This window comes from Pseudarthrobacter sp. S6 (genome assembly GCF_050156575.1).
Taxonomy (GTDB): domain Bacteria; phylum Actinomycetota; class Actinomycetes; order Actinomycetales; family Micrococcaceae; genus Arthrobacter.
Window position 1 is genome coordinate 2,832,892 of sequence record NZ_CP189581.1, and the last position, 25,969, is coordinate 2,858,860.

At 66.4% G+C, this 25,969-nt stretch carries 25 protein-coding genes; 10 read left to right on the forward strand and 15 right to left on the reverse strand.

All coding sequences use genetic code 11. The features are described 5' to 3' along the window. Nucleotides 1-371 precede the first annotated feature (371 nt). From ACQCS0_RS13540 to ACQCS0_RS13560, 5 genes are all read left to right on the forward strand, one after another. Nucleotides 372-1,751: an amino acid permease gene (locus ACQCS0_RS13540; protein WP_426938539.1), complete on the forward strand. Its 1,380-nt coding sequence runs from the start codon at nucleotides 372-374 to the stop codon at nucleotides 1,749-1,751. 33 nt (nucleotides 1,752-1,784) lie between these two features. Then, entirely contained in the window at nucleotides 1,785-2,078 is a 294-nt protein-coding gene (locus ACQCS0_RS13545; protein WP_354223133.1) for a biotin/lipoyl-containing protein, read from the forward strand. A 14-nt stretch (nucleotides 2,079-2,092) separates the two neighbouring features. Then, nucleotides 2,093-2,920, forward strand: coding sequence for an alpha/beta fold hydrolase (locus ACQCS0_RS13550; RefSeq protein WP_354153655.1), 828 nt, complete (start codon nucleotides 2,093-2,095; stop codon nucleotides 2,918-2,920). Between the two features lie 83 nt (nucleotides 2,921-3,003). Continuing rightward, on the forward strand, nucleotides 3,004-3,327 hold the full coding sequence (locus ACQCS0_RS13555; RefSeq protein ID WP_354153654.1) for a hypothetical protein: 324 nt from the start codon (nucleotides 3,004-3,006) through the stop codon (nucleotides 3,325-3,327). A gap of 91 nt (nucleotides 3,328-3,418) precedes the next feature. Continuing rightward, nucleotides 3,419-4,066, forward strand: coding sequence for a phosphoribosyltransferase family protein (locus tag ACQCS0_RS13560; RefSeq protein ID WP_354153653.1), 648 nt, complete (start codon nucleotides 3,419-3,421; stop codon nucleotides 4,064-4,066). 120 nt (nucleotides 4,067-4,186) lie between these two features. On the opposite strand, the gene ACQCS0_RS13565 is transcribed toward ACQCS0_RS13560, so the two are convergent. Continuing rightward, a complete protein-coding gene (locus ACQCS0_RS13565) occupies nucleotides 4,187-5,521 on the reverse strand; it encodes an MFS transporter (RefSeq protein ID WP_354153652.1) in 1,335 nt (444 codons plus the stop codon). A 281-nt stretch (nucleotides 5,522-5,802) separates the two neighbouring features. Between ACQCS0_RS13565 and ACQCS0_RS13570 the strand changes: the two genes are divergently transcribed. Continuing rightward, on the forward strand, nucleotides 5,803-6,528 hold the full coding sequence (locus ACQCS0_RS13570) for a helix-turn-helix domain-containing protein (protein WP_354153651.1): 726 nt from the start codon (nucleotides 5,803-5,805) through the stop codon (nucleotides 6,526-6,528). A 43-nt stretch (nucleotides 6,529-6,571) separates the two neighbouring features. On the opposite strand, the gene ACQCS0_RS13575 is transcribed toward ACQCS0_RS13570, so the two are convergent. From ACQCS0_RS13575 to ACQCS0_RS13590, 4 genes are all read right to left on the reverse strand, one after another. Beyond that, a complete protein-coding gene (locus ACQCS0_RS13575; RefSeq protein ID WP_354223135.1) occupies nucleotides 6,572-7,891 on the reverse strand; it encodes an MFS transporter in 1,320 nt (439 codons plus the stop codon). 127 nt (nucleotides 7,892-8,018) lie between these two features. After that, on the reverse strand, nucleotides 8,019-11,096 hold the full coding sequence (locus tag ACQCS0_RS13580) for an AAA family ATPase (protein ID WP_426938540.1): 3,078 nt from the start codon (nucleotides 11,094-11,096) through the stop codon (nucleotides 8,019-8,021). Continuing rightward, nucleotides 11,093-12,274: an exonuclease SbcCD subunit D gene (locus ACQCS0_RS13585; RefSeq protein WP_354153648.1), complete on the reverse strand. Its 1,182-nt coding sequence runs from the start codon at nucleotides 12,272-12,274 to the stop codon at nucleotides 11,093-11,095. Before ACQCS0_RS13585 ends, ACQCS0_RS13580 begins: the two co-directional genes overlap by 4 nt. A 71-nt stretch (nucleotides 12,275-12,345) precedes the next feature. Further along, entirely contained in the window at nucleotides 12,346-13,353 is a 1,008-nt protein-coding gene (locus tag ACQCS0_RS13590; protein ID WP_354153647.1) for an aquaporin, read from the reverse strand. A gap of 143 nt (nucleotides 13,354-13,496) precedes the next feature. Between ACQCS0_RS13590 and ACQCS0_RS13595 the strand changes: the two genes are divergently transcribed. Further along, complete coding sequence (locus ACQCS0_RS13595; protein ID WP_354153646.1) at nucleotides 13,497-14,579, forward strand: ADP-ribosylglycohydrolase family protein; 1,083 nt, start codon at nucleotides 13,497-13,499, stop codon at nucleotides 14,577-14,579. Here ACQCS0_RS13595 and ACQCS0_RS13600 read toward each other — a convergent pair. Further along, nucleotides 14,566-15,084 (reverse strand): DUF4395 domain-containing protein, encoded by a 519-nt coding sequence (locus tag ACQCS0_RS13600; protein WP_354153645.1) that lies wholly within the window; start codon nucleotides 15,082-15,084, stop codon nucleotides 14,566-14,568. The two genes, ACQCS0_RS13595 and ACQCS0_RS13600, sit on opposite strands and share 14 nt — an antisense overlap. A gap of 66 nt (nucleotides 15,085-15,150) precedes the next feature. Beyond that, entirely contained in the window at nucleotides 15,151-16,143 is a 993-nt protein-coding gene (locus tag ACQCS0_RS13605; protein ID WP_354153644.1) for an exonuclease domain-containing protein, read from the reverse strand. Nucleotides 16,144-16,321: 178 nt separating this feature from the next. Between ACQCS0_RS13605 and ACQCS0_RS13610 the strand changes: the two genes are divergently transcribed. Beyond that, nucleotides 16,322-17,095, forward strand: a complete 774-nt coding sequence (locus tag ACQCS0_RS13610; protein ID WP_354153786.1) for a VTT domain-containing protein — start codon at nucleotides 16,322-16,324, stop codon at nucleotides 17,093-17,095. 101 nt (nucleotides 17,096-17,196) lie between these two features. Here the strand turns inward: ACQCS0_RS13610 and rdgB are convergent, their stop codons facing one another. The 6 genes from rdgB to clpS form a co-directional block, all read right to left on the reverse strand. Further along, nucleotides 17,197-17,853, reverse strand: a complete 657-nt coding sequence (rdgB, locus tag ACQCS0_RS13615) for an RdgB/HAM1 family non-canonical purine NTP pyrophosphatase (RefSeq protein ID WP_354153643.1) — start codon at nucleotides 17,851-17,853, stop codon at nucleotides 17,197-17,199. Nucleotides 17,854-17,864: 11 nt separating this feature from the next. After that, nucleotides 17,865-18,623 (reverse strand): ribonuclease PH, encoded by a 759-nt coding sequence (rph, locus tag ACQCS0_RS13620; protein ID WP_056349350.1) that lies wholly within the window; start codon nucleotides 18,621-18,623, stop codon nucleotides 17,865-17,867. Between the two features lie 87 nt (nucleotides 18,624-18,710). Then, complete coding sequence (locus ACQCS0_RS13625) at nucleotides 18,711-19,508, reverse strand: MBL fold metallo-hydrolase (RefSeq protein WP_282328972.1); 798 nt, start codon at nucleotides 19,506-19,508, stop codon at nucleotides 18,711-18,713. Beyond that, entirely contained in the window at nucleotides 19,505-20,572 is a 1,068-nt protein-coding gene (gene murI / locus ACQCS0_RS13630) for a glutamate racemase (protein WP_354153642.1), read from the reverse strand. Before murI ends, ACQCS0_RS13625 begins: the two co-directional genes overlap by 4 nt. A gap of 69 nt (nucleotides 20,573-20,641) precedes the next feature. Further along, nucleotides 20,642-21,208 carry a DUF2017 domain-containing protein gene (locus ACQCS0_RS13635; RefSeq protein ID WP_426938541.1) on the reverse strand — a complete coding sequence of 189 codons (567 nt, stop codon included), beginning with the start codon at nucleotides 21,206-21,208 and terminating at the stop codon, nucleotides 20,642-20,644. Next, nucleotides 21,201-21,593: an ATP-dependent Clp protease adapter ClpS gene (clpS, locus tag ACQCS0_RS13640; RefSeq protein ID WP_354153640.1), complete on the reverse strand. Its 393-nt coding sequence runs from the start codon at nucleotides 21,591-21,593 to the stop codon at nucleotides 21,201-21,203. Before clpS ends, ACQCS0_RS13635 begins: the two co-directional genes overlap by 8 nt. 111 nt (nucleotides 21,594-21,704) lie before the next feature. Here clpS and ACQCS0_RS13645 point away from each other — a divergent pair, with 111 nt between their 5' ends. Both ACQCS0_RS13645 and ACQCS0_RS13650 read left to right on the forward strand, forming a co-directional pair. Continuing rightward, nucleotides 21,705-23,033: a nicotinate phosphoribosyltransferase gene (locus ACQCS0_RS13645; protein ID WP_354153639.1), complete on the forward strand. Its 1,329-nt coding sequence runs from the start codon at nucleotides 21,705-21,707 to the stop codon at nucleotides 23,031-23,033. After that, entirely contained in the window at nucleotides 23,033-23,665 is a 633-nt protein-coding gene (locus ACQCS0_RS13650; RefSeq protein ID WP_193342345.1) for an isochorismatase family protein, read from the forward strand. The genes ACQCS0_RS13645 and ACQCS0_RS13650 overlap by 1 nt, the downstream gene beginning before the upstream one ends. Nucleotides 23,666-23,751: 86 nt before the next feature. Here ACQCS0_RS13650 and ACQCS0_RS13655 read toward each other — a convergent pair whose 3' ends face one another. Both ACQCS0_RS13655 and ACQCS0_RS13660 read right to left on the reverse strand, forming a co-directional pair. Beyond that, nucleotides 23,752-25,536, reverse strand: a complete 1,785-nt coding sequence (locus ACQCS0_RS13655) for a DEAD/DEAH box helicase (protein ID WP_354153638.1) — start codon at nucleotides 25,534-25,536, stop codon at nucleotides 23,752-23,754. Then, entirely contained in the window at nucleotides 25,536-25,877 is a 342-nt protein-coding gene (locus ACQCS0_RS13660) for a DUF3039 domain-containing protein (RefSeq protein ID WP_354153637.1), read from the reverse strand. Before ACQCS0_RS13660 ends, ACQCS0_RS13655 begins: the two co-directional genes overlap by 1 nt. Between the last annotated feature and the right edge of the window lie 92 nt (nucleotides 25,878-25,969).

Genomic DNA, 25,969 nt, shown 5'->3' on the forward strand with positions numbered 1-25,969 from the left:
CGCCGCACAATGCAACCGGATGAAGGCCCCTGTGGCTGGTCCGCCAGACCGGGTGGCGATCATCGCATCCAAAACGCGCCGCAGGTCCGGACTGCCGGAAACGGTGTGAACCTCGATCAGTTCCGGGATCGCAGCCAGCACCCCGGACTGTCGGTAAAACGTCGAACAATTTTGGCATCCAAGGCCTCGACGTTTAGACAACCGCCTTCGCTAGCACCTTGGGGTAAGCAACTTGCCAGCCAATAGTCATCCAAATGATTCAAAGTGCCGGCATCGTTGCAGACCGGTTGCCCGCGAGCCAGCGACTTAGGCGGTAAATTCAAATGGTCCCCTTAGTGGCACCCACCCCAACCCCAAGAAGGTTCTCAGGCATGACATCGACGTCCACGGCAGTGCGGCCGGCATCCCACCTCGGCCACACCATGAAATCCCGGCAGCTCACCATGATGGGACTGGGCAGCGCCATCGGCGCCGGCCTGTTCCTGGGTTCAGGGGCCGGCATCCAGGCCGCCGGGCCTGCCGTGCTGATCTCCTATCTTGTCGCCGGGACGCTCATCATCCTGGTGATGTGGGCGCTGGGCGAGATGGCCGCTGCGAATCCCACGAGCGGCGCCTTCTCCGTGTACGCCGAACGGGCGCTGGGAAAAACCGCCGGCGCTACGGTGGGCTGGCTGTGGTGGCTCCAGCTGGTGGTGGTCATCGCTGCGGAAGCCCTGGGCGCAGCGGGCCTCCTGTTTTCCGTCTGGCCGGTTATCCCCGTCTGGGCCCTGGCCCTGATCTTTATGTTTGTGTTTACGGCCATCAACCTGACGGGTGTGAAGAACTTCGGCGAGTTCGAATTCTGGTTCGCCATCCTGAAGGTCGCCGCCATTGTGGCGTTCCTGGCCGTGGGGGCCGCCCTGCTGCTGGGCCTCCTGCCCGAAGTAGCTTCGCCCGGACTCGCCAACATCACCACCGATTTTGCTCCTGCCGGGCTTGGCGGAATCGCCACGGCATTGTTCGTAGTGATCTTTGCCTTTGGCGGAACCGAGATCGTTGCCGTGGCCGCCGCGGAAACGGAGGACCCGGAGCACAGCGTGGGCAAGGCGATCCGCACAGTGCTGTGGCGCATCCTGGTCTTCTACATCGGCTCGGTATTTGTCATCGCTGCAGTCCTGCCGGTCTCCTCCAAAGGACTCGCCTCGCCCTTTGCCGGCGTGCTCGACGCGGCCCGGATCCCGGGCGCCGGGACGGCGATCACCCTGGTTGCCGTCGTCGCGCTTCTCTCCGCACTTAGCGCCAACCTCTACGGCGCGTCCCGCATGGTGTACTCGCTCGCCGAACGGGGCGAGGCTCCCCGGTTCCTGGCCAGGCTCAGCGGCGCCAGCGTGCCCATGGTGGCAGTGGGCGTGTCGGTGGCGTTCGGCTTCTTCGCCACGGTCCTGGAGCTGCTGTTCCCGGACCGGATCCTGCCGGCACTGTTCCAGCTGGTCGGATCCACGTGCCTGGTGGTCTGGGGCACGGCCCTTGTCTCGCAGCTGATCCTCCGGCACCGCGCGGACCGGGATGGTGCCGCGCTTCCGCTGCGGATGCACGGATTCCCGGGCCTGACCATCTTCGGACTCGTCCTCCTGGGACTGATTTTCGCTGTGGGCTTCAGCGCGGAAAGCACCCGCGGCCAGCTGCTGAGCACCTTTGTTCTGGTTGCCTGCCTCGCCGCAGCCTGCTGGCTGGGCGCCCGGCCGGGCACCCGCGATCGCCAACCCAAGTAAGTAGCAGGAAACGGTCCCGTCCTCTTCTAAGCCATGACCTACCGCTATATGGCCAGCGCCGATACTGCCGGCTGCTCCAACACGCTCAAGGCGCCGGTGGAACGGAACCGGCCGCTGGCGGAGGTGGAAACCAGCGAATCCGCTGTTGAACTGCCCGGTCCGAAGGCAGGTAAAGTGGTGCGTACCTTCGGTGGTGCAGGCGACAGGATCAAGGCCGGCGAACCCCTGATCGTGTTCGAGGTACCGGACAACACTGCCGGAATCGTGGGCACGGTCCCGAAGGACGAGGCACCGACGCGCCCGGGTCCGCCTGAGCGCCGTACTTGATGAGGAATGACACCATGAGCGGCAGGCACACCGGCGAGATGCATTCCCACACCGTTGAGGGCACGGACCCCCAGCTGTACGTGGAGGTGCTCGATCCCCAGGACGACGCCGGACTGCGCCCCGTGCTGCTGCTACACGGCTTCTCCTCTTCCAGCAAACTCAACTGGCATGACACCGGCTGGGTGGCGGCCCTGCTGGAGGCAGGCCGCCGCGTCATCACCGTGGACCTGCCCGGCCATGGCCGCAGCGGCGCTCCCGAAGACATGGACTCCTACTCCCCCAGCCGGATCCGCGCGGACCTGCTGCAGATAGCGTTCGACGCCGGCGTGCGGCCATTGCGCAATGGTGACCCCACGAGCGGGGTTGACGTGGTGGGCTATTCCTTGGGCGCGCGGCTTGCCTGGGAATTCGGCGCCACCCAGCCCGAGATCGTCCACCGCCTGGTCCTGGGCGGACCGAACATCGCCGATCCGCTGGCAGCCTTTGACCTCATCGCCGCCCAGAACTACCTCGCCGACGGAACCCCCATCGCGGACCCGTCCACGTCCGGCCTGCTCAAGATGGCCATGCTCCTGCCGAGCAACAACATCTTCGCGCTGCTGTCCCTGGTGGATGCCATCAAGGCCGAACCCTTCGATCCAGCCGAAGCCGTTCCCCACATGCCGATGCTTCTTGTGGCCGGCGACCAGGATGAACGTGCGGCCACCATGCCGAAGCTCGCCGAACTTGGAATCCGGGCAGGGTCCATGGCTGAACAGCTGACGTTGCCTGGCCGCAGCCACACCAACGCCATCACCAGCCGGGCCTTCAAACAAGGCGCCATCGCTTTCCTGGGAGTCTGAGCACAGCGCGGCTGACCCCTGGCGGCTGATTCCTGACAGGGATTTCATGGCTCCCGCATAGGTTCCGCTGCTTGGATCCTCAGATGCAGCATCCTTCAAAAATCCTGACTGCCACGGCCTACTCCCACCTGGTGGAGGAAGGTTCGGCGTCCCTCGATGATCCGCTGGGCGCGTTCACCTCGGAGTTCCAGCTCCAGGCGATGGTCCAGGACAGCAACAACGAATCGCGGAGCCTGCTGATGGCCGCTGTGCGCCTTTCCGACCTCCACGACGCCGCCATCCTCTCCATGTCCGCCGGCAGCTTCGTGCTGGTGGTTTTCACAAAGCGTGCCGACCTCAGCGACGTCCCCGAACGGACGGCGCCGATCCAGGACATCACCAAGACCGTTTCCGCCGCGCTCGCTTGACTCAGCTGCGGCGGGAGGCCGTATCCCCGCTTCCCGCTGCGGCGGCAGAAGGTAGGCTGGAATCGGGCGGAGACAGCCGGAGAGGGAGCAAATGAGCACGCGTTTTGAAGACCGCACCCATGCCGGTGAACGGCTGGCGGCGGTGCTCACCCAGTTCCGGGAACGCCCCGACACCATCGTCCTGGGGCTGGCCCGCGGCGGTATCCCCGTCGCCGCCGCGGCCGCGAAGGCCCTGTACCTGCCGCTCGGCGCCGTTCTGGTCCGTAAACTCGGCATCCCCGGCCACGACGAAACAGCGTTCGGCGCACTGGCCTGGTCCGGAGGCCGGATAGTGCGCCTGCTCAACCGTCCCCTGATCACCCGCATTCTGGATCACGGAGTCCGCCAGGAATGGCTGGATGAAGTGGAGAAACGCGAGCGGGCCGAGCTGCTCCGCCGGGCCGGGACCTACCCGGGGATCAGCAACAACCTCACCGGCAAAACAATCCTCCTTCTCGACGACGGCCTGGCCACCGGAGCCACCATGCGCGCCGCCGTCGAGGCCGCCCGTTCGGGTGGCGCGGCACTCGTCGTCGCCGCAGCCCCGGTGGGTTCGGTGGAGGCCTACGCGGCAGTGTCCAGGGTGTGCGATGCCGTGCTGTGCCTGCATCTGCCGGGCAAGTTCCGCGCCGTGGGTAGCTTCTACCGGCACTTCGAGCAACTTGCCGATGAGGACGCCATCAGACTTCTGAACCAGTAGGCGCCCCGCAGCAGCCCAGCCCTCAGGGCGCCACCGGGCTCACGGCAACCGGCGGGCTCACGGCAACCGGCGGGCCCAAGCCAGATGGCCGGAACCCGCCGTTGTGCGATGCGGACTACCCTAGTGGTGACTGCTGACGCCGAGCGGGTTGCCCTTCGTCTCCTTGGCGAGCAGAACCCCGGCTGCTGAAATCACGCACAGGATCATGATGTAGATGCCGATGGATCCGGTCCATTTGGTGCTCAGCAGCAGAGTCTCGGCAATGGTTGCAGCGAAAGCACCACCGAGGATGGCGCCGAAGGCGTACCCGATGGAGATGCCCGAGTAGCGGACATTGGGCGGGAACATCTCGGCGTACATTGCCGACATGGGGCCGTAGGAGAGGCCGAGGCCGATGGTCAGGACGAAGAGCGCCACAGCGTAAAGCCAGATGTTCCTGGTGTCGATCAGGGCAAACATCGGGATCATCCACATGAAGATGATTGCATAACCGATCAGGAACGTCTTGACCCGGCCGATCCGGTCCGAGAGCCAGCCGCCTGCGAGCGTGAAGATCAGCCAGCCGAAGGAGGCAAGGGTGGTGGCCAGCAGGATTTCCGGGACCGGCATCTTCAACGTCCTGGTGGCGTAGGAGATGAAGAAGGCAATCAACAGGTAGCCAGCGGCGTTGTTGCCAATGAAGATCATGGTCGAGTAGAGCACGGGCCTCTTATGGTTACGAATGAGCTCGCTAAGGGGAGCCCCGCTTTCGGCCTTTCGGGCCGCCATCTCCTGGAAGACGGGGCTCTCGGCCACAGCCCGGCGGATCAGGTATCCCACCACAATCAGCACTATGGACAGCAGGAACGGCACCCGCCAGCCCCAGGCCGCGAAGTCTTCCTTTGACATGTTCGAGTTGAGAACGAAGAGCAGGCCGGTGGCCAGGATCATGCCGACCGGGACCCCGATCTGCGGGTACGCACCGAACACACCGCGGCGGCTCTTGGGCGCGTGCTCTACGGCCATCAGCGCAGCACCGCCCCATTCACCGCCGGCGGAGAAGCCCTGGACAACGCGGAGGAGGATCAGCAGGATGGGAGCCCAGACGCCGATCTGCGCATAGGTCGGGAGCATGCCGATCAGCGACGTGGCTGCGCCCATCATCAGGAGGGTGAAGACCAGCATTGCCTTGCGGCCGAGCCGGTCGCCGAGGTGGCCAGCGACAACTGCACCAAGCGGGCGGAACAGGAAGCTGATGCCGATGAGCGCGAAGGACAGGATCTGGGCCAGGCCCGGGTTGGATTCGTTCAGCGGGGCCAGGAACAGCGGGGACAGCAGCGTGCCCGTCAGTTGCGCGAAGATGAAGAAGTCGTACCACTCGATGGTGGTGCCGACCAGGGTTGCAGCGAGAACCTTGCGTTCCTCGTGCTTGCTGCTCGGGCCCACCTCGGAATCGACGCGTGAAGTTTCGGTCATTGGCACTCCGTGGCTTGGGGGCAGCCTGGTGAGGGATTCCGGCTGCCGGGGTGGATTCAGGTCGTTCGATTTACTGATCGAACGGTCAGTAAGTACGACGTTACGCCAAGATGTGACGAAACGCACGACTTTTCTTGAATCTTCGTGCGGATCAATTCCATAGTTGAACTTCTATTCGGAATCAACACACAGCTTTTTTGAGAATCAGCACACCTACCGGGGTGCGCGAAGCGCCGTCACGGTGCACGCGCAGCTCCTGCACAGCCGCCTAGGATGAATCCATGACGCCCACCGCAGTCCCCTCCGGAGCAGCTCAGGCTTCCCCTTCCCAGACCCTGTCGCGCGGAATCCGGGCACTGGAAATCCTGGCCGCGGCGCAGGCGCCGTTGACCATTGCGGAGCTTGCCGACGCCATGGGAGTCCACCGTTCCGTGGCCTACCGGATCCTGCGGACCCTGGAGGATCATTCCTTGCTGGTGCGCGATGACGCCGGCAGAGTCCAGCCAGGGCCCGGGCTCGCCGTCCTGGCGCGGGGCGTGGCCCGCGATCTCCAAACGGCGGCCTTGCCGGAGCTGACCCAACTCGCCAACGCCCTGACCATGAGTGCCTTTGTGGCCGTCTGGGACCGCGACGACTGTGTCACCATCGTCACTGTGGACCCGCGGCATACCGGCGCCGCGATTGTCCAGCACCCTGGCTCCCGGCATCCAATCAGCGCCGGTGCCCCCGGAATTGCGATCCAGTCAGCGTATTCAGAAGCTGACTGGCATGCGGCCGCGCCCGGAATCCCCTACCGGCCCGAGGCGGGAACCGCGCGGCAACTGGGCTTTGCCGCCAGCCACGATGAAGTCCTCGCCGGCGTCTCCTCCGTAGCAGTTCCGGTCCGGGTCGCTGGCGGCCGGCCGGCCGCGCTGGCCGTCGTTTACATCCGGGCAACCCAGAATCCGGACGAAATCGCCGCGGCGCTAGTGGCGGGCGCCGGGCGCATTGAGGCCCAGCTGGGCTGACCGCGGCATACCCCGACTGGCCGTGACCACCGCCCGGCGCCGATCAGTGGCGTTTGCGGAGAATGACTGCGGCCGCAGCACCCAGCACCAGCAGGCCGCCAGCAGCAACCACAGGCACAACGAATGCCGTGTGGTAGCCGTGGGCCTGCGCGAACTGGCCACCAACCGCGGCACCCAGCGCGGTGCCGGCCACGATACCGCTGGCCAAAGCCGTCATCACGGTCCCCAGCCGTTCCACCGGCGCCACCAGGCTTCCGATCGCGAAGACCGTGACCATCACGGGACCCACCGGCAGTCCCAGGACCAGCAGCACCACCACCATGCCGCCCAACGATCCCGGCACCAGAAGCAGCAACGCAAGCACCGTCATCAGTGCCGCGCTGACCAGCCACCGGGCCGCCGGCGTGAAGCGCTGGGGCCAGTACGCCACGGACAGGGCTGCGGCGGCAGAACTCAATCCCATGACCGCATACAGCAGTCCGGCGATTTCAGAGGAGGCGAAACTCGCAGAGAACGAGCTCAAGGACGTCTGGGCGGACCCAAAGAAGGTGCCCATGGCCACCATCGCCAGGACGGGCAGTGCGACGACGGCGGGAATCCTGGCTGCCTTGCGCGAGGCAGCGGAGACCCGGTTTACGGGAACCGCCTTGTGGGTGGAGTGCATGGCAAAGGCGGGAACCAGCGTGATGGTCATGGCTGCAGCAAGGGCCAACGGCAGCCAAGGGGCCACCAGGCTGGCCAAAATTCCCACTAGGGCCGGTCCCAGGACAAACGTCAGTTCATCGGCGGTGCCCTCGTAGGACAGGGCCGTATCAAGGTCCCTCCGGTCCTTCGCTTCCTTGCCCCGCGAGGTGAGCGCCATCCAGCGCACCCTGGCCAACGGCCCTACCTGCGGGCAGCTGGCACCGGCGAGGAACGCTGCAGTGATTACGGCGACGGGAAAGGACCCGGCGTCGGGCGCGGCCCAGGCCGTACCGATCAGCCCCAGGACGGCCAAGGCATTGAGCACCGCCGCAACCAGGAGGACGGGCCGCTGCCCCCTGCGGTCTGCGAGGGCACCAAAGAAGGGGGCGCCGAGAGCCGAGCCGATCCCCACGGCACCGGCGGCCGTACCGCCCAGCGCGTAGGAGCCGGTCACGGACGTGACGAGGGTCAGTGCACCGACGGTCAGCATGGCCAGGGGCAGCCGGGCGAACAGGCCCAGGGGGATAAAGCTGCGGCCGGCGAGGTGCGGGAGCCTGGCGAACCGACCCGTGGGCGGAGCCAGCGCAACGGACGCCGGCGCATTGTCGGGATGGACAGTGTCGGGAGCGTCGGCGCCGGCAGAGACCGGCGCCTCCAGGGAAGCGGACAGGGAGGACATCGCTGAAGATTTCAAGGTAACGGGCTCGTTCAGTAATGCGCATCGTCCCTCCTCCCGATGCGCGCGACCCGGTAACTGTTCAATCATATAGGCCGGTTTGGCCCAGTCCAGTCCGGCATGGCCGCAGTCACACCAGCGCCTCGGCGGCGTCGGAAATGCGGAGCGTGGAACCGTTCCGACCCTTGAGGATCTGGAGTTGGGTTCCGATGCGCTGTTTCATCTCCCCCACATGGCTGACCAGACCCACAACGCGGCCGCCGTCACGAAGGCCTTCGAGGGCATCCATGACCTGTTCTAGAGATTGTTCGTCCAGGCTGCCGAAACCCTCGTCGACAAAAAGCGTCTCGATCTGGATGCCACCGGATTCCTGCTGCACAACGTCTGCCAGCCCCAGGGCGAGGGACAGGGACGCCATAAAGGATTCGCCACCGGAAAGCGTAGAGGTATCCCGGCGGTGACCGGTCCACTGGTCCACCACTTCCAGCCCCAACCCGGATTTTGCGCCGCGCGCGGCCTTGGCGTCTGAATGCTGGAGCAGGTAGCGGCCATCGCTCATGGCGACCAGCCGTTCGGAAGCAGCCAAGGCCACCTGTTCGAGCCGTGCCGCGAGGACGTAGGTGTTCAGGCTCATACGGTAGGTGTTGTCTCCACGGCCGGCCGCGGTATCAGCCAGGGCTGTCAGGAGCTGGGCGCGTTCCCTGGGAACGCGCCCGGAACCGGCCAGCTGTTGGTAATCGTTGCGGACAGCGGCTAGCGCCTCCACACAGCGCGCGGCCATGGCGGCGGCAACATCGGCAGCCCGTGCTTCCTGTCCGGCCTTCTCCGCGGCGTCCTGCAGGTCAGCGAGGAGGGCTTCGTCCACCACGGGATGGGCGGCCTCTTCAGTCAGTGCCAGCAGCAGATCCTCGGATGCGAACAGCTCGGCAATCCGCGCCTGTTCGTCCTGGCCGGCCCGGACCTCGGCCTGCAAGGCAGCAGCATCAGCAGATGACAGCAGCTGTGCCCGGGCTTCAAGGTCAGAACTGAAACCAGCCTCCGGCAACGCCAGGTCAAGCTGGTTCCGTGCTTCCTCGGCCCTGGCCTTGGCTCGGCTGAGCAATGCCTGGGCCTCCACGGCCTTCTCCAACGTGGCGGCGGCATCCTGCAGCGCCCGCAGCCGCTGCGTGAGTCTGCGGTGACCGCCGCGCAGCGCAGAGAGTGCGCTGTCAAGGGACGCCAGCTGGTCCACCAGTCCTGACAATTCAGCGGTGACCTGTGCGAGTTCGGATGCCGCGCCGTGCCTGGCGGAATCCGCTGCCGCAATTCGGGCCTCCGCGGCCTCAAGCTGCTGCCGGAGGTCCGCGAGGTTTTTCACCGCCAGCTGCGACTCGCCGGCGGCATTGCGGGCGGACTCGAAAGCCGCAAGCGCATCCGTTTCGGGCATGTCCCCGCCCTGGCTTTCAAGGACAGCCACCAACTGGTTCGCGTCGCCCAACTCACGGGCCCGCGCTGCCAGCTTTGTCTCTGCGGCCTCATGGTCCTGCTGGGCAGCTTCCTCGGCCTGGCTGAGGCCCAGCGCTGACGCCGCAGCCTCCGCAGGAGCCGGGTGGTCCGCACTGCCGCAAACGGGGCAGGCCTCGCCTTCGGCCAGCTGGGCAGCGAGTTCGGCGGCGGCGTTGGCGAGTCTTTCCTCGCGCAGGTCCAGCCAACGGAGTTTCTTCTCGAGCTGGATCTCCCGGGACGCCGAGTGACGCTCCGTGGCGAGCGCCTGCGCGGCGCGTGCAGCCGCACAGCGCCGGACGGCGTCAAGAAGCTCCCCGGCCGCAGCGGCTTCCTTCTCATGGAGCGTGGCGGCTGAGGCCAGTTCCGTCAGTGGCTCCAGGCCTGCCGTCAGGGTTTCCTGCTCCGCGCGGAGACCCTGCAGCGAAACGCCAAGGTCAATGTCCTTTTGGGTGAGTTCCTGCTGCTTCGTGGTGAGCGAGGCGCGCCTGGCAACCAGTGATTGAAGGCGTTCCTCATCCGGCAACCTGGCTTCCACAACGGCCAACAGTGACCTGAGGCGGCTGAGCTCACCCACAACGTCAAGTGCCGCGGCGGCGGAAAGCCCGGCATCGCCGTGGTCTGCATCCAAGGCACCGAGGTCCAGCTGGCCCAGTTCGGGGTCTTCATCCGCGGCCATCCGCAGCAGTGTGATGGCGGATTCCATGGCTCCCGCGGCGTGCCGGACCTGGGTCTGGCTGGACTGGACAGCCTGCAGCTGACCGGTGAGCACCTCGGCGCGGCGGTGTTGTTCGAGCCGGGCGCCATGGAGCTGCAGGGATGGCAGGATTGCCTCAGCGGCGGCCTTCCGGGCCTCGGCGGCTGCCAGCTTGCGGTGGCGCTCCCGCCGCGCGGATTCGTTCTCCAGCCGGTCTGACGCTTGCCTGCTGACGGCCGCTGCGGCGTCCGCCGCCGCAGCCAGTTCGACTGCGCGGTGGGCCACGGTTTCCTGCAGCCATTCGATCCGGTCCGCCGGCTCCTCCTGGGCAGGTGCCGCAGAATCATCAATGGCCAGCGCCTCGGCCTCGGCTTCGGCCCGCGCCGCCAGCAGCTCAAGCTCTGCGTTCAGCCGGGCAACATCGCTCCGCGCGGCCTGGGCCTGCGCCGACAGCTCCTGTTCCAGGGCTTCGAACCGCTGGGTGCCAAAGAGTTTCTGCAGCAGTTCCAGGCGATCGGCTGCCTTGGACCGCAGGAAGGCGGCAAAATCGCCCTGCGGCAGCATCACCACTCGGGTGAACTGTTCCCGGTCCATTCCGAGCAGTGCGATGATTTCAGCGCCGGCTTCATCATTGCGTCCGGATCGCTCCGTCCACGTTCCGCTGAGGCGTTCCCGGAGGAGCGTTTTGGCCTGCTGTGTGGTGAAGCCGTTCTTTCCCCGGGCACTGGGTTTATCCCAAGCCGGCGACCTGGTGACTTCGAAATGCCGGCCCTGGGCGGAAAACTCGCAGGTGACCGCAGGCTCCAGCGAAAGCTCGGCATGATCGCTGCGCAGGCGCTTGCCGTCCTGGCGCGCCCCCGGCACGGATCCGTACAGCGCAAAGCAGACAGCGTCCAGCACGCTGGTCTTCCCTGCTCCGGTAGGTCCGTTGAGGAGGAAGAGTCCGTGGGCACTCAACCTGTCGAAGTCGATTTCCTCGGTGCCCGCAAAGGGCCCGAAGGCGGAGATGACAAGGCGGTGGATCCTCATAGCGATGCCTCCCTGAGGCGGACGTTATCCAGCGCCGCGGCGATAGCCGACTGCTCGTGGTCGTCCGCGTCCCGCCCCCGCACGTGATCGAGGAATCCGCAGCAGAGCGAGAGATCATCCTGGGCTTCGGCGAGCCGGCTGCTGTAGCTTTTGGACGCCTTGACGGCGCCGCCCTGCGGATCAAACCCGAGGACCAGCGTGTCCGGAAAACGGGCCCGCAGCCGCTCCATGGCCTGCGCGGGCCGCTGCTCATCCGTGAGCGTGATCTGGCAGTACGCCCCTTCGGCCCAGGAATGCTCTGCGGACTCCAGGAGTTCCGAGATTCCGCCGCGGAGCACGGCCAGCTTCCGCGGGGCTTCCCAGATCAGTTCCGATACGCCGGCCACACCGTCCGGGCTGACGTCGATCAGCCAGCTTCCCTTGTCGTGCTTGGCTTCGGAGAACGAGTAGGCCAGGGGCGATCCCGAGTACCTGACCTGCGGCGACAGCGTCTGCCGGCCGTGCAGGTGCCCCAGCGCGGTGTAGCTGAATCCGTCGAACAGGTCCAGGGGCACGGCTCCGACTCCCCCGATGCTGAGATCCCGCTCACTGTCGGAGCTGATCCCGCCGCTGGCGAACGTGTGGGCGAGGACCACCGAATGGACCGTTCCCGCTGCGTTGCGCTGCGCGAGGTCCGCCCGGATGCGGTCAGTGGCGGCGCGCGTGACTTCGAAGTGGCTGGCGGTTTCCGCGCCGAGTTGTTCGGCGACGAGGCGCGGTTCCAGCCAGGGGATTCCATAGATGGCCAGGACGGTCCCAGGCGTCGCACCGTCACCCGGGCCCAGCGGCAGGACAACTGGCTGGTCCAGGTCCGCCAGCCTGGTCCGCAGGTGGACGCCGCCACGTTCCAGCAGCCTGGACGCGAAGCCCAGCCGGATGGCGGAGTCGTGGTTACCGGATGTCAGCACCACCGTGGCACCGGCATCCGTGAGCCGCACCAGGGCATCGTCCAACAGCCCTACCACGTCGACGCCGGGCAGGGCGCGGTCGTAGACGTCGCCGGCAATCAGGACAACATCGACCGCGTTTTCGGTGACGGCGCTGACGAGCTGATCAACAAATGACCGTTGGGCGTCCAGCATCCCGACGCCATGGAAGGACCTGCCCAAGTGCCAGTCCGATGTGTGCAATAACCGCATATTCTTACGCTAGCGGCTGCCACCGACAGTTTAGGACACCGCCGCAACAGGCCGTGGCCCAGTCAGGCCAGCTAGCTGCGCTTTCCGTCGAAGAAATCCTGGGCCTCGTCGCGGCTGTCCGGCTGGTCCGCGGTGGAATGAACCGGTGCGGCCTTCACCGGGGCAGCTGCCGTTGCAGGCACCGTAGCGGCCTCGTCGGCGACGTCGGCATCGTTGGTATCGACGTCAACATCCTCGTCGTCAAAATCCTCAACATCGTCGGCGTCGCTGTCGTCAGGCACTGACCCGCCAGCGGCCGAAGCAGTTACGGAAACAACCGGCTCAGCGAACCCGCGGAAGACCAGCCCGGCGATGGCCGCGCCCGCCAAGGGAGCAACCCAGAACAGCCACAGCTGCTCTAGGGACCAGCTGGAGCTGAAGAGGGCCGAGGCAGTGGCACGGGCGGGGTTGAACGGTGCGTTGCCCACGGAGAGGCCCAGCTGCAGCAGGACGGCGACGGAGAGGCCCACGGCTACGGCGGCTGCCGTCTTGCTGACGTTGTTGCGCGCAGTGGTGCCCAGGAAGACTGCAACCAGGATGGCGGCCCCAAGTACTTCCAGCAGGAGCACGCCGGCGAGGGGCGCCTGGATGATGGAATGTTCGCCGAATCCGGCGGTCACGGTGTCGAACGCCGTGCGGCTGTCCTGGATGCCCGGCAGTGTGCGCAGGATGCCGAAGAGGGCGAGGGCGCCCAGGAGCCCGCCCACCAGCTGCGCGCCGATGTAAGCAGCGGCGTCACCGAGCCGGATCCGGCCGGCAACGGCGTGGCCAACGGTCACCGCCGGGTTGAAGTGTCCGCCGGAAACGTAGCCGAAGGCCAGCATCGCCGCAGTCACTGCCAGGCCTGCTGCGAGGGCGGCGGGCAGCGGGCTGGACTGCGGGATGGAGAACAGCGGCACGCCCAGGCCTGCCACCACGATGAAAAGGCTGCCAAAGGCTTCCGCAGACAGCCTGGACACCAGCCCGTGCCGGATTTCGGCACCGCTGCCGGCAGTCAGCCCGGGGGCGGGGTCACGGTGGACGGGCACAGGCGTGGTCATGGTGGGGCAATCCTTAACGTTGGGGTGTGGTGCCTTTGCATTCTGCCAAGGGATTCTGGGCGTTGGCTGAGTCCGAGCTTAGTGGACGGACGGTGTGGCACCTCCGGCGCGTTGCACCACCGCCCCACGGTAAATTTACTGTCATGAGCATTGAACCGGGCGCCGTTCCCGCACCCCCGCTGAAGTCACGCATCCACGGCTGCCTCCTGGGCGGCGCCTTAGGAGACTCGCTGGGCTACGCGGTGGAGTCCGACTCGATCGAGGCCATCCGCCAGCGCTTCGGCCCGGCGGGCCTGACGGACCTGGCAGGGCTCGACGGCGGCAGCCACTTTTCGGACGACACGCAGATGACGCTGTACACCGTGGACGGACTGGTGGAGGTGCTCGAATGGGCCAATGACGGCGTGGGCGCCGATGCGAACGCCTGCGTGTGGCTGGCTTATCTCCGCTGGTTGGACACCCAGGGTGAGTCTGTACCACCGCAGGCCCCGGCGCAGCCGCCGCGGTGGATCGACGGCAACGAGGTGCTGAGGCGCCGCCGCGCCCCGGAAAAGACATGCATCAGCGGACTGGCTACCGGTGAAATGGGTACGGTCTACCGGCCGGTGAACCCTGAGTCGAAAGGCCGCGGAACGGTGATGCGGTCCGCGCCGTTCGGCCTGATTCCCTACATAGCGTCCGACGCCGTCTATAAGTTAAGTGCCGACGCCGCCTCCCTGACGCACGGCCATCCGTCCGCACGGCAAAGTGCCGGCAGCTTCAGCCTGCTGATCCACCGCCTGGTGGCCGGTGACACCCTGCCGGACGCGGCGGCAGCGGTCCTGGCCGAAGTCCGTGGCCTGAAGGATGTGGCGGCGGAACTTCCCGAGCGGTTTGAAGCGGCCATCCGCTGTGCGGGAACAGGCGTCCTGTCGCCGGAGGAACTGGTTCGGCAGCTCGGCGGGGGCTGGGTCTCGGAGGAGGCGTTCGCCGTCGGGCTTTACGCTGTCCTGGCCACAGCGCCGGATGCGGACTCCACCCTGTCGCCGGAAGACCATTTCCGGGCAGCCGTGGCGCTCGCCGTCAACCACAGCGGCGCCAGCGATACCACGGGATCCATCGCCGGAAACATCCTGGGCGCCTACTACGGCGAAGAGTGCCTGCCCCCGGAATGGCTCAACGCATTCGAAGGGCTGGACGTCATCCGCGGCATGGCCGACCTTCTGGTGGGCGTTACGACCGCTTGAGCGCGACGTTGTTGCAGGCCTCGCAGATGTCCTCCGGGATCAGGCCCCGGCGCTGGAGCACTCCGAAGATAACGCAGCCCAGGCAGAATCCGGCGAAGGCTTCCAGCGAGGCAGCCGCGATGAGTACCGCGAGCACAATCCACGCTGCCGGGGCGGCGCCGGCAAGGAACAGGATCAGCGCCGTGGTGGAGACTACAGTCCCCATGCCCTGGGCAAAACGCTTGGGCGGTCCGGGAACCAGGCGAACGCGGCCCAGCCGGGGTGCCAGGACCTTGACGGAGAGCAGGGCCAGCGGCGAAATCCGTGGGCCGAAGAGCACCCGCAGCCAGAAGCCCGCGGCGATGAGCACGAGTCCCCACACGGACCCGCTCAGCAGCGTGGCGCCCGCGAGGAGCACCACCAGGCCGGCCGTGATCCTGGCCGCGTATTCATTGACGGGGTTGGGAAAGGCGAACACGGCGGACCAGTTGATTCCGGTTGTTTGGCCGTCCGTTAGTTTGCTCATCCTGCAAGGCTAGGAGCCGGGCACGCCGCAGGGAAGATTTGTTGCGCCGGATGAACGCAGTGCGGCTCAGCCGCCCACCATCTGCAGGAACTCGCCTTCGGAGAGTACTTCAATGGGCTGGCCGCGGTCATGGAGCTCCAGGACGCGCCGGGCCTTGCCGGTCAGCCTGCCGGACCGCAGGTCCGCGGCCACAAAGCCGTCACCCACCACCAGCACCGTGGTGCGGGCGGTTACCCGGCTTTCCGGCCGGGCACCCAGCTCGGCGGAACGCACCTTCGCTTCCGGCCGGGCCATGGAGAGCTCGCCGGTGAAGACAACGGTCTGGCCGTACAGCGGGTGGGAGGGTTCGGCGTCGGCATTGGGCACGGGGTTGTCGCCCTCCTCCGGCCACCCGGACACGAACGGGCGGACCAGCGCTGCGCTGCCTCCGCCAGCGGCACCGGCAAGTGCAGTAAGGCTGGCTTTGGACAGGACATCGTGCGCCGGGTCAAAAGCCGCCTGATGCGGCAGGACCAGACCCAGCGACAGGTAGAGCTCGGCAATGCTGTTGGCGTTGTTCCGCGCAGCGATATCGATCAGGATGCCGGCGCAGGCCCGGGCGTCTTCTGCGGCGTCGTGATGGTTAACCAGCGGCACGCCGGCTTCCTCCGCGGCGAACGGCAAGGAATTGGAGACCAGGGAGTAGCAGCGCCGGGCCAGCATCACCGTGCAGACGTAGTCGTAGGCAGGCCCGGGCAGGCCGGAGACCTCAAGCCCGGACCGGATCACGCCCAGGTCAAAGGCCGCGTTATGCGCCGCCAGGATGTCGTCCCCGATGAAGGCACCAATCTCCGGGAACAGCTCACCGAAGCGGGGACGGCCGGCCACGTCCGTAGCCTTGATGCCGTGGACCCTGACGTTGTGGTACTCGAAGTGGTCGTGGTTGACCGGCGGACGCATCAGCCACGACGCCTCATCCACCACGCGCCCGCCCCGGACCTTCGTCAGGCCAACAGCGCACGGTGAACCCCGGAAGCCATTGGCCGTCTCGAAGTCGATCGCCGTAAAGTCCAAACCCACGGCCCATACTTTACCGCCGGACACGGCCGCTCCGTGTCACCGGGGCGGCCCTGTCGCGCAGATCACGCGTCCGACGCCGGGTGGCGGGGTTGCGGAACCGCCCGCCGCAGCGTGAGGTGCTGATGCAACAGGGACGCCCAGGTGCGTCAAGTACCCTGAGGAGGTGAACTTTCTTGCGATCAGCGACCTTGCCCCGCCCATGCTGGGTGGTGCAGGACCGGTCCAGCCGCAGCTGGCCTCCTTCCTGCCCGACTGGCTGAACCCCCAGATTTTCCTGGCCGATCCCGCACTCGCGCCCTGGGTGGTGCTGCTGGTCTGCGGAATTGTCTTCGCGGAGACGGGCCTGCTGGTGGGATTCTTTCTTCCCGGGGACTCGATGCTGTTCACGGCAGGGCTGCTGGTGGCAACGGACACCATCCAGTTCAATGTCTGGCTCCTGGCGCTCCTGATCACTATTTCCGCCATCATCGGCAACCAGACCGGCTACCTGATCGGCTCCAAGGCCGGCCCCGCCATCTTCAACAAGCAGAACTCCCGCCTCTTTAAGCGCGAAAACGTTGAGAACGCCCACGCTTTCTTCGAAAAGCACGGCGGCAAGGCCCTGATCCTGGCCCGCTTCGTGCCGATCATCAGGACCTTCGTGCCTGTGATCGTCGGCGTGGCCCAGATGGACAAGAAAAAGTTCTTCCTGTTCAACGTGATCGGCGCGGTCCTGTGGGGCAGCGGCGTCACATTGTTGGGCTACCTGCTCGGTGACAGGGTCCCGTGGGTACGTGAGAACCTGGACATCATCTTTATCGCAATTGTGCTGGTCTCCGTGATTCCCATCGGCATCGAAGTACTCCGCGGCATTTCCGCCAAGCGCCAGGCGGCTAAGTTCGGCACCGACGCCGTCGACGAATTCATCGAGGAACAGGCTCCCCACGAAGAGCGCAAGACTAACCTGGACTAGCTCCCTGCAGCGCTGCTGGGCGGCGCTGCAGCCAAGGCAAAGCGAAGGGAGCCCCACCATGGTGGGGCTCCCTTCGCTGTTAAGGCGTTTCCGGAACGGCCTTACTGCCGCGCCAGCGCGTCGACAATGGCCGGCACCAGCGCACGGAAGGCCTGCCCGCGGTGGCTGATGGCGTTCTTTTCCGCCGCTGACAATTCAGCGCAGCTGCGGTCCCCGCCGGCGGGCTGCAGCACGGGATCGTAGCCGAAGCCACCCTCACCACGGGGTTCGCGCAGGAGGGTCCCCTCAAGCTGGCCGTACTCCACCACTTCGCGGCTCCCGGCACCGGGCCCCGGGACCGCCAGGGCCGCAGCGCAGACAAATGCGGCCCCCCGGTGCCCGTCCGGGACATCGGCGAGCTGGTCAAGCAGGAGCCTCAGGTTGGCGGCGTCGTCACCGTGCCGGCCGGACCAGCGCGCGGAAAAGATACCCGGCGCCCCGCCGAGCACGTCCACGGCGAGCCCCGAATCGTCGGCAATGGCCACCAGGCCCGTGGCTTCGGCCACGGCCCGCGCCTTCAACAGCGCATTCTCGGCGAACGTGACACCGGTTTCGACGACGTCGGGCGCACCTGCCGCCGCGGCGTCCACTACCTGGGTGTCGACGTCGAGCCCGGGGACCTGTCCGCGCAGCAGCTCGCGGAGCTCCTTGAGCTTGCCCTTGTTGTGCGTGGCCAGGACGAGGCGAAGCACAGGCGCGCTAGCGGATTCAGCGTTCACGGCGTTCGGGTTCACAGTGCGTCTGCGAGGGTTTCGCGCTGGATCGCCGCCAGCGCGGTGGTGCCCATGAGGGCCAGGTCCAGCAGCTGGTTGAGCTCGTCACGGTCGAAGGGAGCGCCCTCGGCGGTGCCCTGGACTTCCACGAACTTCCCGGAGCCGGTGACCACCACGTTCATGTCGGTTTCGGCGCGGACGTCCTCAACGTAGGGCAGGTCCAGCATGGGCACACCGTCGATGATGCCCACCGAAACGGCTGCGATCGTGTCGATCAGGGGCTGGGCGTTCTTGGCGATCAGTTTGTTGTCGCGGGCGAACCGGATGGCGTCCGCGAGTGCCACGTAGGCACCGGTGATGGCCGCGGTGCGGGTTCCGCCGTCGGCCTGGAGGACGTCGCAGTCCAGGACGATCGTGTTTTCGCCCAAGGCCTTGGTGTCAATGATGGAACGCAGGGAGCGTCCGATCAGCCGGGAAATTTCGTGGGTCCGCCCGCCGATTTTGCCCTTGACCGACTCGCGGTCGGAGCGGGTGTTGGTTGCCCTGGGAAGCATGGCGTATTCCGCCGTGACCCAGCCGCGGCCTTCGCCCTTGAGCCAGCGCGGCACCCCGGCCGTCAGGGACGCCGTGCACAGGACCCTGGTGTTGCCGAACTCGATGAGGGCCGATCCCTCGGCCTGCTTGGACCATCCGCGGGTGATGCTGATGGGGCGGAGCTGGTCGGGGGCGCGGCCATCGGCGCGCACTACGGGCACTGCGGTTGCTTCAGAAGTCATGCCTTTAGCTTATCGACTCGCGGCGAGCAGTCCCGCCGCAGCCGGGGCAGCCAACCACGCAGGGCGGCGGACCCGGCAAGCATGGGATCAGACGGTGTAGTGCACACCGGCCACGGCAACGGCCACATCGCCGCCGAATACGGGGCGCGCTTCGGCCATAACAGTGGTGGGCGATGTCCAGACGGGGATGTGCGTGAGCAGCAGCCGGCGTGCGCCTGCGCTCTCAGCAGCCTGACCGGCGCGCTTTCCGGTCAGGTGGACGTCCTTGATGTCGTCGTCCCGGCCTTCTTCAAACGCGGCCTCGCACAGGAACAGGTCAGCGTCCTTTGCCGCTTCCTCCAGCCCGGCACAGGAATCGGTGTCCCCGGAATACGTCAGGACCCGGCTGACCAGGTTGCCCTGCTTGTCCGGTTCGGTCACTTCCACCCGCAGGGCGTAGGCCTCCTCCACGGGATGGTTCACCGCAAAGGGCGTCACCGTGAACGGCCCCACCGTGACGGACTCCCGTTCGGTCCAGTTCGTAAAGTCGAATTCCTCGTGCATCCCCGGATCCAGCTCCAGGCCGTAGGCGGTGGCCATCCGGTCCGCCGTCGCGGCCGGCCCCCAGACCGGAATCCTGCCGCGTCCCCAGCCGCCGGGCTTCCAGCGGACCGCCACGTGCAGCCCGCACAGGTCCATGCAGTGGTCCGGGTGCAGGTGGGTGAGGAAGATCGCGTCGATGTCTTCAAGGTCTGTGTAGCGCTGGATGGCGCCCAGCGCTCCGCTGCCCAGGTCCATCACGATCTTCCAGGTCCGCTCGCCGTCGTTGGCGGTCAGGAGGTAACAGGACGCCGGCGAGCCGGGGCCGGGAAAGGAGCCGGTGCAGCCGACGATGGTGAGCTTCACAGGAGAGGACCTCCGGCCCGGTGGGCGCCTACAAAGTTCGAAATCCTGGGTCCCGACGACGACTGCCGGGCGCTGGTGGCCTGCGCGGCGGCGATCATCTCGGGGGTGATCCTCGCCAGGCTGCCGGTGGGGTACTGGGCCGCCACGTGGTCCACGTGCCGGACGGACAGGACCTCCGGACCCAGGAACCGGCGGGCCAGCGTTTCGAACTGGCCGGCGTCACCGGTGGCGATGAAGTGGTGTTCCGGGGGGGACGCGGCGGTGCGCTGAAGATCGTGGGTGGCAAGGGCCCGGTACACGTCCTTGGCCGTTTCCTCGGCGCTGGACACCAAGGTGACGGCGTCGCCCATCACGAAGGAAATGACGCCGGTCAGCAGCGGATAGTGTGTGCAGCCCAGCACCACCGTGTCCACGCCGGCCGCCTTCAACGGCGCCAGGTATTCTTCGGCGATGGCCAGCAGGGCGGGTCCGGTGGTGATCCCGGCCTCCACGTAGCTCACGAACTCCGGGCAGGCCACGGAGGTGATCGCCAGATCCGGCGCGGCGGCAAACGTGTCTTCGTAAGCCCGCGAACCAACGGTGGCGGAAGTACCGATGACGCCGATACGCCCGCTCCTGGTAGCGGCGACAGCCCGCCGGACGGCCGGCTGGATCACCTCGATGACGGGAATGCCATATTTTGCGGTGTACCGCTCGCGGGCGTCCCGCAGGACAGCGGCCGACGCCGAGTTGCAGGCAATGGTCAGCAGCTTGACGCCGGAGTCCACCAGTTCGTCCATCACGCCGAGTGCGTTCGCACGGACTTCGGCGATGGGCAACGGCCCATAGGGCCCGTGGGCGGTATCCCCCACATAGAGGATGGACTCGTTGGGGAGCTGGTCGATGATGGAACGGGCCACCGTCAGTCCGCCGACACCGGAATCAAAGACGCCGATGGGGCGCGACCCCACCTGGCCGGTGGTGCTGCTGGCTGCGGAGTCCGATGCGACTGCGGCTGACGGATCCATGCTCGAGGCTGTAGTCATGATTATTCGAGGATAGGTCTTCCCCGGGGCCGCAGCCATCACATTGTGGCGCCCGACTCATGTCAAATTTGTCACATTGGGGGTAGTATTCCGGAACGTGACAGCAGGTCAGGCCCGGGAATCCAGGGACTGGAGCATGGCCTGGACCAGGGATTCCTGCAGCCACGTGGTGAAGTTGTATACCAGGGCGAGGTAGCTTTCCACGTCCTCGGCCTGGGACCAGTCCTGCATCAGGTGCACGTGTTGGGCGTCCTCTTCATCCCGGATGTCCAGGCGCTCCGCCAGCACCAGGCGCACGTCATTCAATGCCATGGACCAGAGCCTGGCTCCTTCTGCGGTGAGGACCACCTCGTCCTTGTCCAGGTCCAGCGCGGTAGCGCGCAGCGCGCCGATCTTGGTTTCCCGCAAGGAGCGCTCGGTGAGCTGGCGGAACTCCAGGGACGCGCCGTCGTCGTTCTTCATCACGTTGGGCAGCAACCGCTTAACCGCACGGTCCGTCGGTTCCTGGACATCCATGTCCAGTCCGATCAGGGCGGCCAGCGGATCCTGGCTGGCGTGTTCGACCGGCTGGAGCATGGAGATGACATCATCAATCAGGCTCCGGAGCAGTTCCCGTTCGGCGGGCTCCAGGAACCCGGTGATGCCCTTGAGCCCGTACTTGAATGCCTTAGCCACGTTTCCCCTTGCCCTGCCCGGACCCGCCGGATTTTCCTGTGTTTCTGGAACTTCCACCATTCCCGCCGGTGGCCTTCTCCACGGTCGCCCAGAGGCCGAAGCCGTGCATGGCCACGGCATGCCGCTCAACCTGTTCCTTGCTGCCGTGGGCAACAATGGACCGGCCCTTTTTATGGACTTCCATCATCAGCTTGTTGGCTTTGGACTCGGAGTAGCCGAAATAGCTTTGGAAAACATAGCTGACATAGCTCATCAGGTTGACGGGATCGTTCCAGATCACCAGGTTCCACGGGATGTCCGGGGCAGTCAGGGAGTCGGTGGACGCCTCTGTCCCGGTCCGGGTGCCCTCCTGTGTATCAGGGCCGAGCGCAACGCTTAAGGTCATCTGTCCATTCTATGGGGAGTATGGGCCCACGCCGGCTGGGCCCACGCTGGCGAGGGCCCCGCGGCGAAGCGAAGCGAGACGGGGGAGCCGGTGGGGACTAGAGTGAATTTCGTGAGTACCTCCGCCGGCTGGGACCATCCCCGCACGTCCTTTTACACAGACCACTACGAGCTGACCATGCTGCAGGCATCGCTGCATTCAGGCGCCGCGCACCGCCGGTCGGTCTTCGAGGCCTTTGCCCGGCGCCTGCCCGACGGCCGGCGGTACGGGATTGTGGCGGGAACGGGCCGCCTGCTGGAAGGCATCGCCGACTTCCGGTTCGGCGAAGCGGAACTGGAGTTCCTGGCCCGGACCGGCGTGGTCAACCAGGACACCCTGGACTATCTGGCGACCTACCGCTTTTCCGGTGACATCTGGGGCTACCCGGAGGGCGAGGCATACTTCCCCAACTCCCCCATCCTGATTGTCGAATCAACGTTTGCCGAAGCCTGCATGCTGGAGACGTACCTGCTTTCGGTCCTGAACCATGACAGTGCCATCGCCTCCGCCGCATCCCGCATGATCACCGCGGCCGGCAACCGGCCCTGCATCGAGATGGGGTCTCGCCGCACGCACGAGGAATCCGCAGCCGCGGCCGCCCGCGCCGCCGTCATCGCCGGCTTCGACAGCACCTCCAACCTTGAGGCCGGCATCCGCTACGGCATCAAGACGGTTGGCACCGCCGCGCACTCCTTCACACTCCTGCATGACACCGAGCGGGACGCCTTTGAGGCGCAGATCGCCTCCCTCGGTCCCGGCACCTCGCTGCTCGTGGACACGTACGACGTCGAAGCGGCGGTGCGTGCCGCTGTCGAGTTGGCGGGGCCCAAACTGGGCGGCGTCCGGCTGGACTCCGGGGACCTCGTGGCGCAGGCCCAGTGGGTCCGGCAACTGTTGGACGAGCTCGGCAATGTGAACACCAAGATTGTGGTTACCTCGGACCTGGACGAGTTCGCCATCGCCGCACTGCAGTCGGCGCCGGTGGATTCATACGGGGTGGGCACATCCCTGGTTACCGGCTCGGGGGCACCCACAGCGAGCATGGTCTACAAGCTCGTCAGCCGGACCGACGACGCGGGCAACTTCGTCTCCGTGGCGAAGGCGGCCAAGAACAAAACCAGCAAGGGCGGACGGAAGTACGCACTGCGCAAGCTCAACGAGCGGGGGGTGGCTACCCAGGAAATTGTGGGCATCGGCCACCGTCCCGAAGACGACGGCAACGACCGTCCGCTGCTTCAGCAGTTTATGAAGAACGGCGAACTGCTGCCGGGCTGGACCGGACACGAGGGTGTGGTCCGCGCCCGCCAGCGGCACGCGGACACCATGGCCGAACTGCCCGGCGTCGTCAACCGCCTGCAGCGCGGCGAGCCTGCCATCCCCACCATCTACGAGGAGAACTGATGTCCCGCGCCCTGATCATCGTTGACGTGCAGAACGACTTCTGCGAGGGCGGCTCCCTGGCCGTGGCCGGCGGTGCCGATACTGCCGGGGCCATCAGCGAGTACGTGGACGCCCACCACAACGAGTTCGACCACATTGTTGCCACCCAGGACTGGCACATCGATCCCGGGGCGCATTTTTCCGACACGCCCGACCTCAAGGACAGCTGGCCCCGGCACTGTGTCGCCGGCACGCGCGGAGCCGAACTCCATCCGGACCTGGACACCGAATACATTCAGGCCTATTTCCAGAAGGGCCAGTTCACCGCGGCGTATTCCGGCTTTGAGGGCCTGCTGGCCCCTGAGGACGCCGTCCCCACCGGGGAACGCCAGCCTGGTGCCATGCCCGCTGACGCAGCTGCCTACGCGCCGGCGGAGAACGCCATCGGGCTGGACGACTGGCTGCAAAGCCACGATGTGGAGGACGTTGTCGTCGTGGGGATTGCCACCGACTACTGCGTGATGGCGACCTCGCTGGACGCGGTCCAAGCCGGCTACTCCGTCACGGTCATCCGCTCACTGACCGCCGGCATCGCCGAGGACCTGGAGGATGCCGTTGCGGAGATGGAGCTCGGCGGCGTCGAAGTCTCCTGACGCCTGGCACCAGCCGCCTGATACAGGACCTATAACAAGCATGGCCCAGGATGCAGAGCACCGGGCCACTGCTGTTTCCTGGGCCGCTATTTACGGCCGATGAACCAGTCCTGGAGCTTGCGCAGCCTGGACTGGAGCTGCTCCTCGTTCGCCTGCGCCACCGGCGGGCCGCCACAAACCGTCCGCAGCTTCGTGTGCACCACACCGTGCGGGGTTCCGGTCCGCGCCGACCAGGCCGCCACGTTTTTGGCCAGCTCGTTGCGCAGGTCCATCAGCATCCGGTGGTCCGGTATGGCCGGAGCCGCGGCGGCCGGCTCGGCTGCCGGTGCGCGCCTGTTTTTGCGGTTGAGCTGTTCGTGTTGGCGCTGCCGCAGCAGCGTCCCCACCTGTTCGGCGTCCAGCAGCCCGGGGATGCCCAGGAAGTCCAGTTCATCCTCCGAGCCCACCTCACCCCCGGTGCCGAACTCGCCGCCGTCGAACAACACCCGGTCGAAGGACGCCTGCGAGTCGAGGGCCTCGAACGTGCCCTTGGTGAGGCTGTCGGACGCCTTGTCCTCCCGGTTGGCCTCTTCCATCAGCGAGTCCTCGGGATTGAACAGGCCGTCGCTGTCCTCTTTCTCGGGTCGGTCCAGCGCGTGGTCGCGTTCGGCCTCCATCGAGTTGGCCAGGGCCATCAGCGTCGGCACGGACGGCAGGAAGACCGAAGCGGTTTCGCCGCGTTTCCGGGCACGCACAAAGCGGCCCACCGCCTGGGCAAAGAACAGCGGTGTGGAAGTGGATGTCGCATAGACGCCGACGGACAGCCGGGGCACGTCCACACCTTCTGACACCATCCGGACGGCTACCATCCACCGCTTCTCGCTCACGGTGAATTCCTCGATCTTGCTGGAGGCCTTGGCATCGTCGGAAAGAATCACGGTGGGCGATTCGCCGGTGATCCGTTTCAGCTGCCCGGCATAGGCCCTGGCGTCGTCGTGGTCCGTGGCGATGACCAGCCCGCCGGCGTCCGGAACCGTGCGGCGCACTTCGCTGAGCCGTTTGTCCGCCCCCGCCAGGACCGCCGGAATCCATTCCCCGGCCGGGTTCAGAGCCGTGCGCCACGCCTGCGATGTGATGTCCTTGGTGACCGCGGCCTCGCCGAGGGAAGCCGCCATTTCCTCGCCGGCACTGGTGCGCCACCGCATCTGGCCCGAGTAGGCCATGAACATGACCGGGCGCACCACGTGGTCACGCAGGGCGTTGCCGTAGCCGTAAGTGTAGTCAGCTTTCGAGCGCCGGATGCCGTCCTTGTCCTGGGCGTATTCAACAAACGGGATGGGCGAGGTGTCGGAGCGGAACGGCGTCCCGGTCAGGGAGAGCCGCCGTGCCGCAGGGTCAAACGCTTCGCGGAGGCCATCGCCCCAGGACAGTGCTTCGCCTCCGTGGTGGATTTCGTCAAGGATCACCAGCGTCCGGGCGGCCTCGGTCTTGGCCCGGTGCAGCATGGGCTTGCTCGCCACCTGGGCGTAGGTGACAGCCACGCCAACAAATCCGCGGCCGTGTTGGCCGTCGGAGTTCTTGAAGTTGGGGTCGATGGCGATGCCCACCTTGGCCGCGGCGTCGGCCCACTGCCGTTTCAGGTGGTCCGTAGGCGCCACAATGGTGACCCGGTTGACCGCCCCGGATTCGATGAGCATGGAGGCCACGCGCAACGCGAAGGTAGTTTTACCGGCGCCGGGAGTTGCTACGGCCAGGAAGTCGCGGGGATCGGTCCTGAAGTAGAGGTCAAGGGCTTGCTGCTGCCAGGCACGGAGTTTTTGGGCGGTTCCCCAGGCTGCGCGTTCCGGATAAGCCGGTGGCAGGGTGGGGCCGCCAAAGAGCGTCTCCGTCACTATTTGTTGTTGCCCGAGTCCCCTCCGGGACCCTTGCCGCCGTCATTACCCGGGCGGAGGCCGTCATAAACCTCTTTACACATGGGACAGACCGGGAACTTCTGCGGATCCCGGCCCGGCGTCCACACTTTGCCGCAGAGGGCAATGACAGGATCACCCGACAGCGCGGATTCCATGATCTTTTCCTTGCGCACATAGTGCGAGAAGCGTTCCCGGTCACCGGGCTCCACTTCCTGGCGCAACTCTTCGCGCTCGATGGTTGCCGTGGACGTTCCAGCCCCGGAAAGCTCGCGCATCGGGTCGTTCTCGAGAGGGTCCGTCATGCTAGTCATGGCATCCATCTTAGCGTCCCGGGAGGGCGGACGTTCGACGGCGGGAGGACCGTTTTGCACTCACCGCACCGTCCGTCGTCGCCGGTTCCCCGCAACGCCGG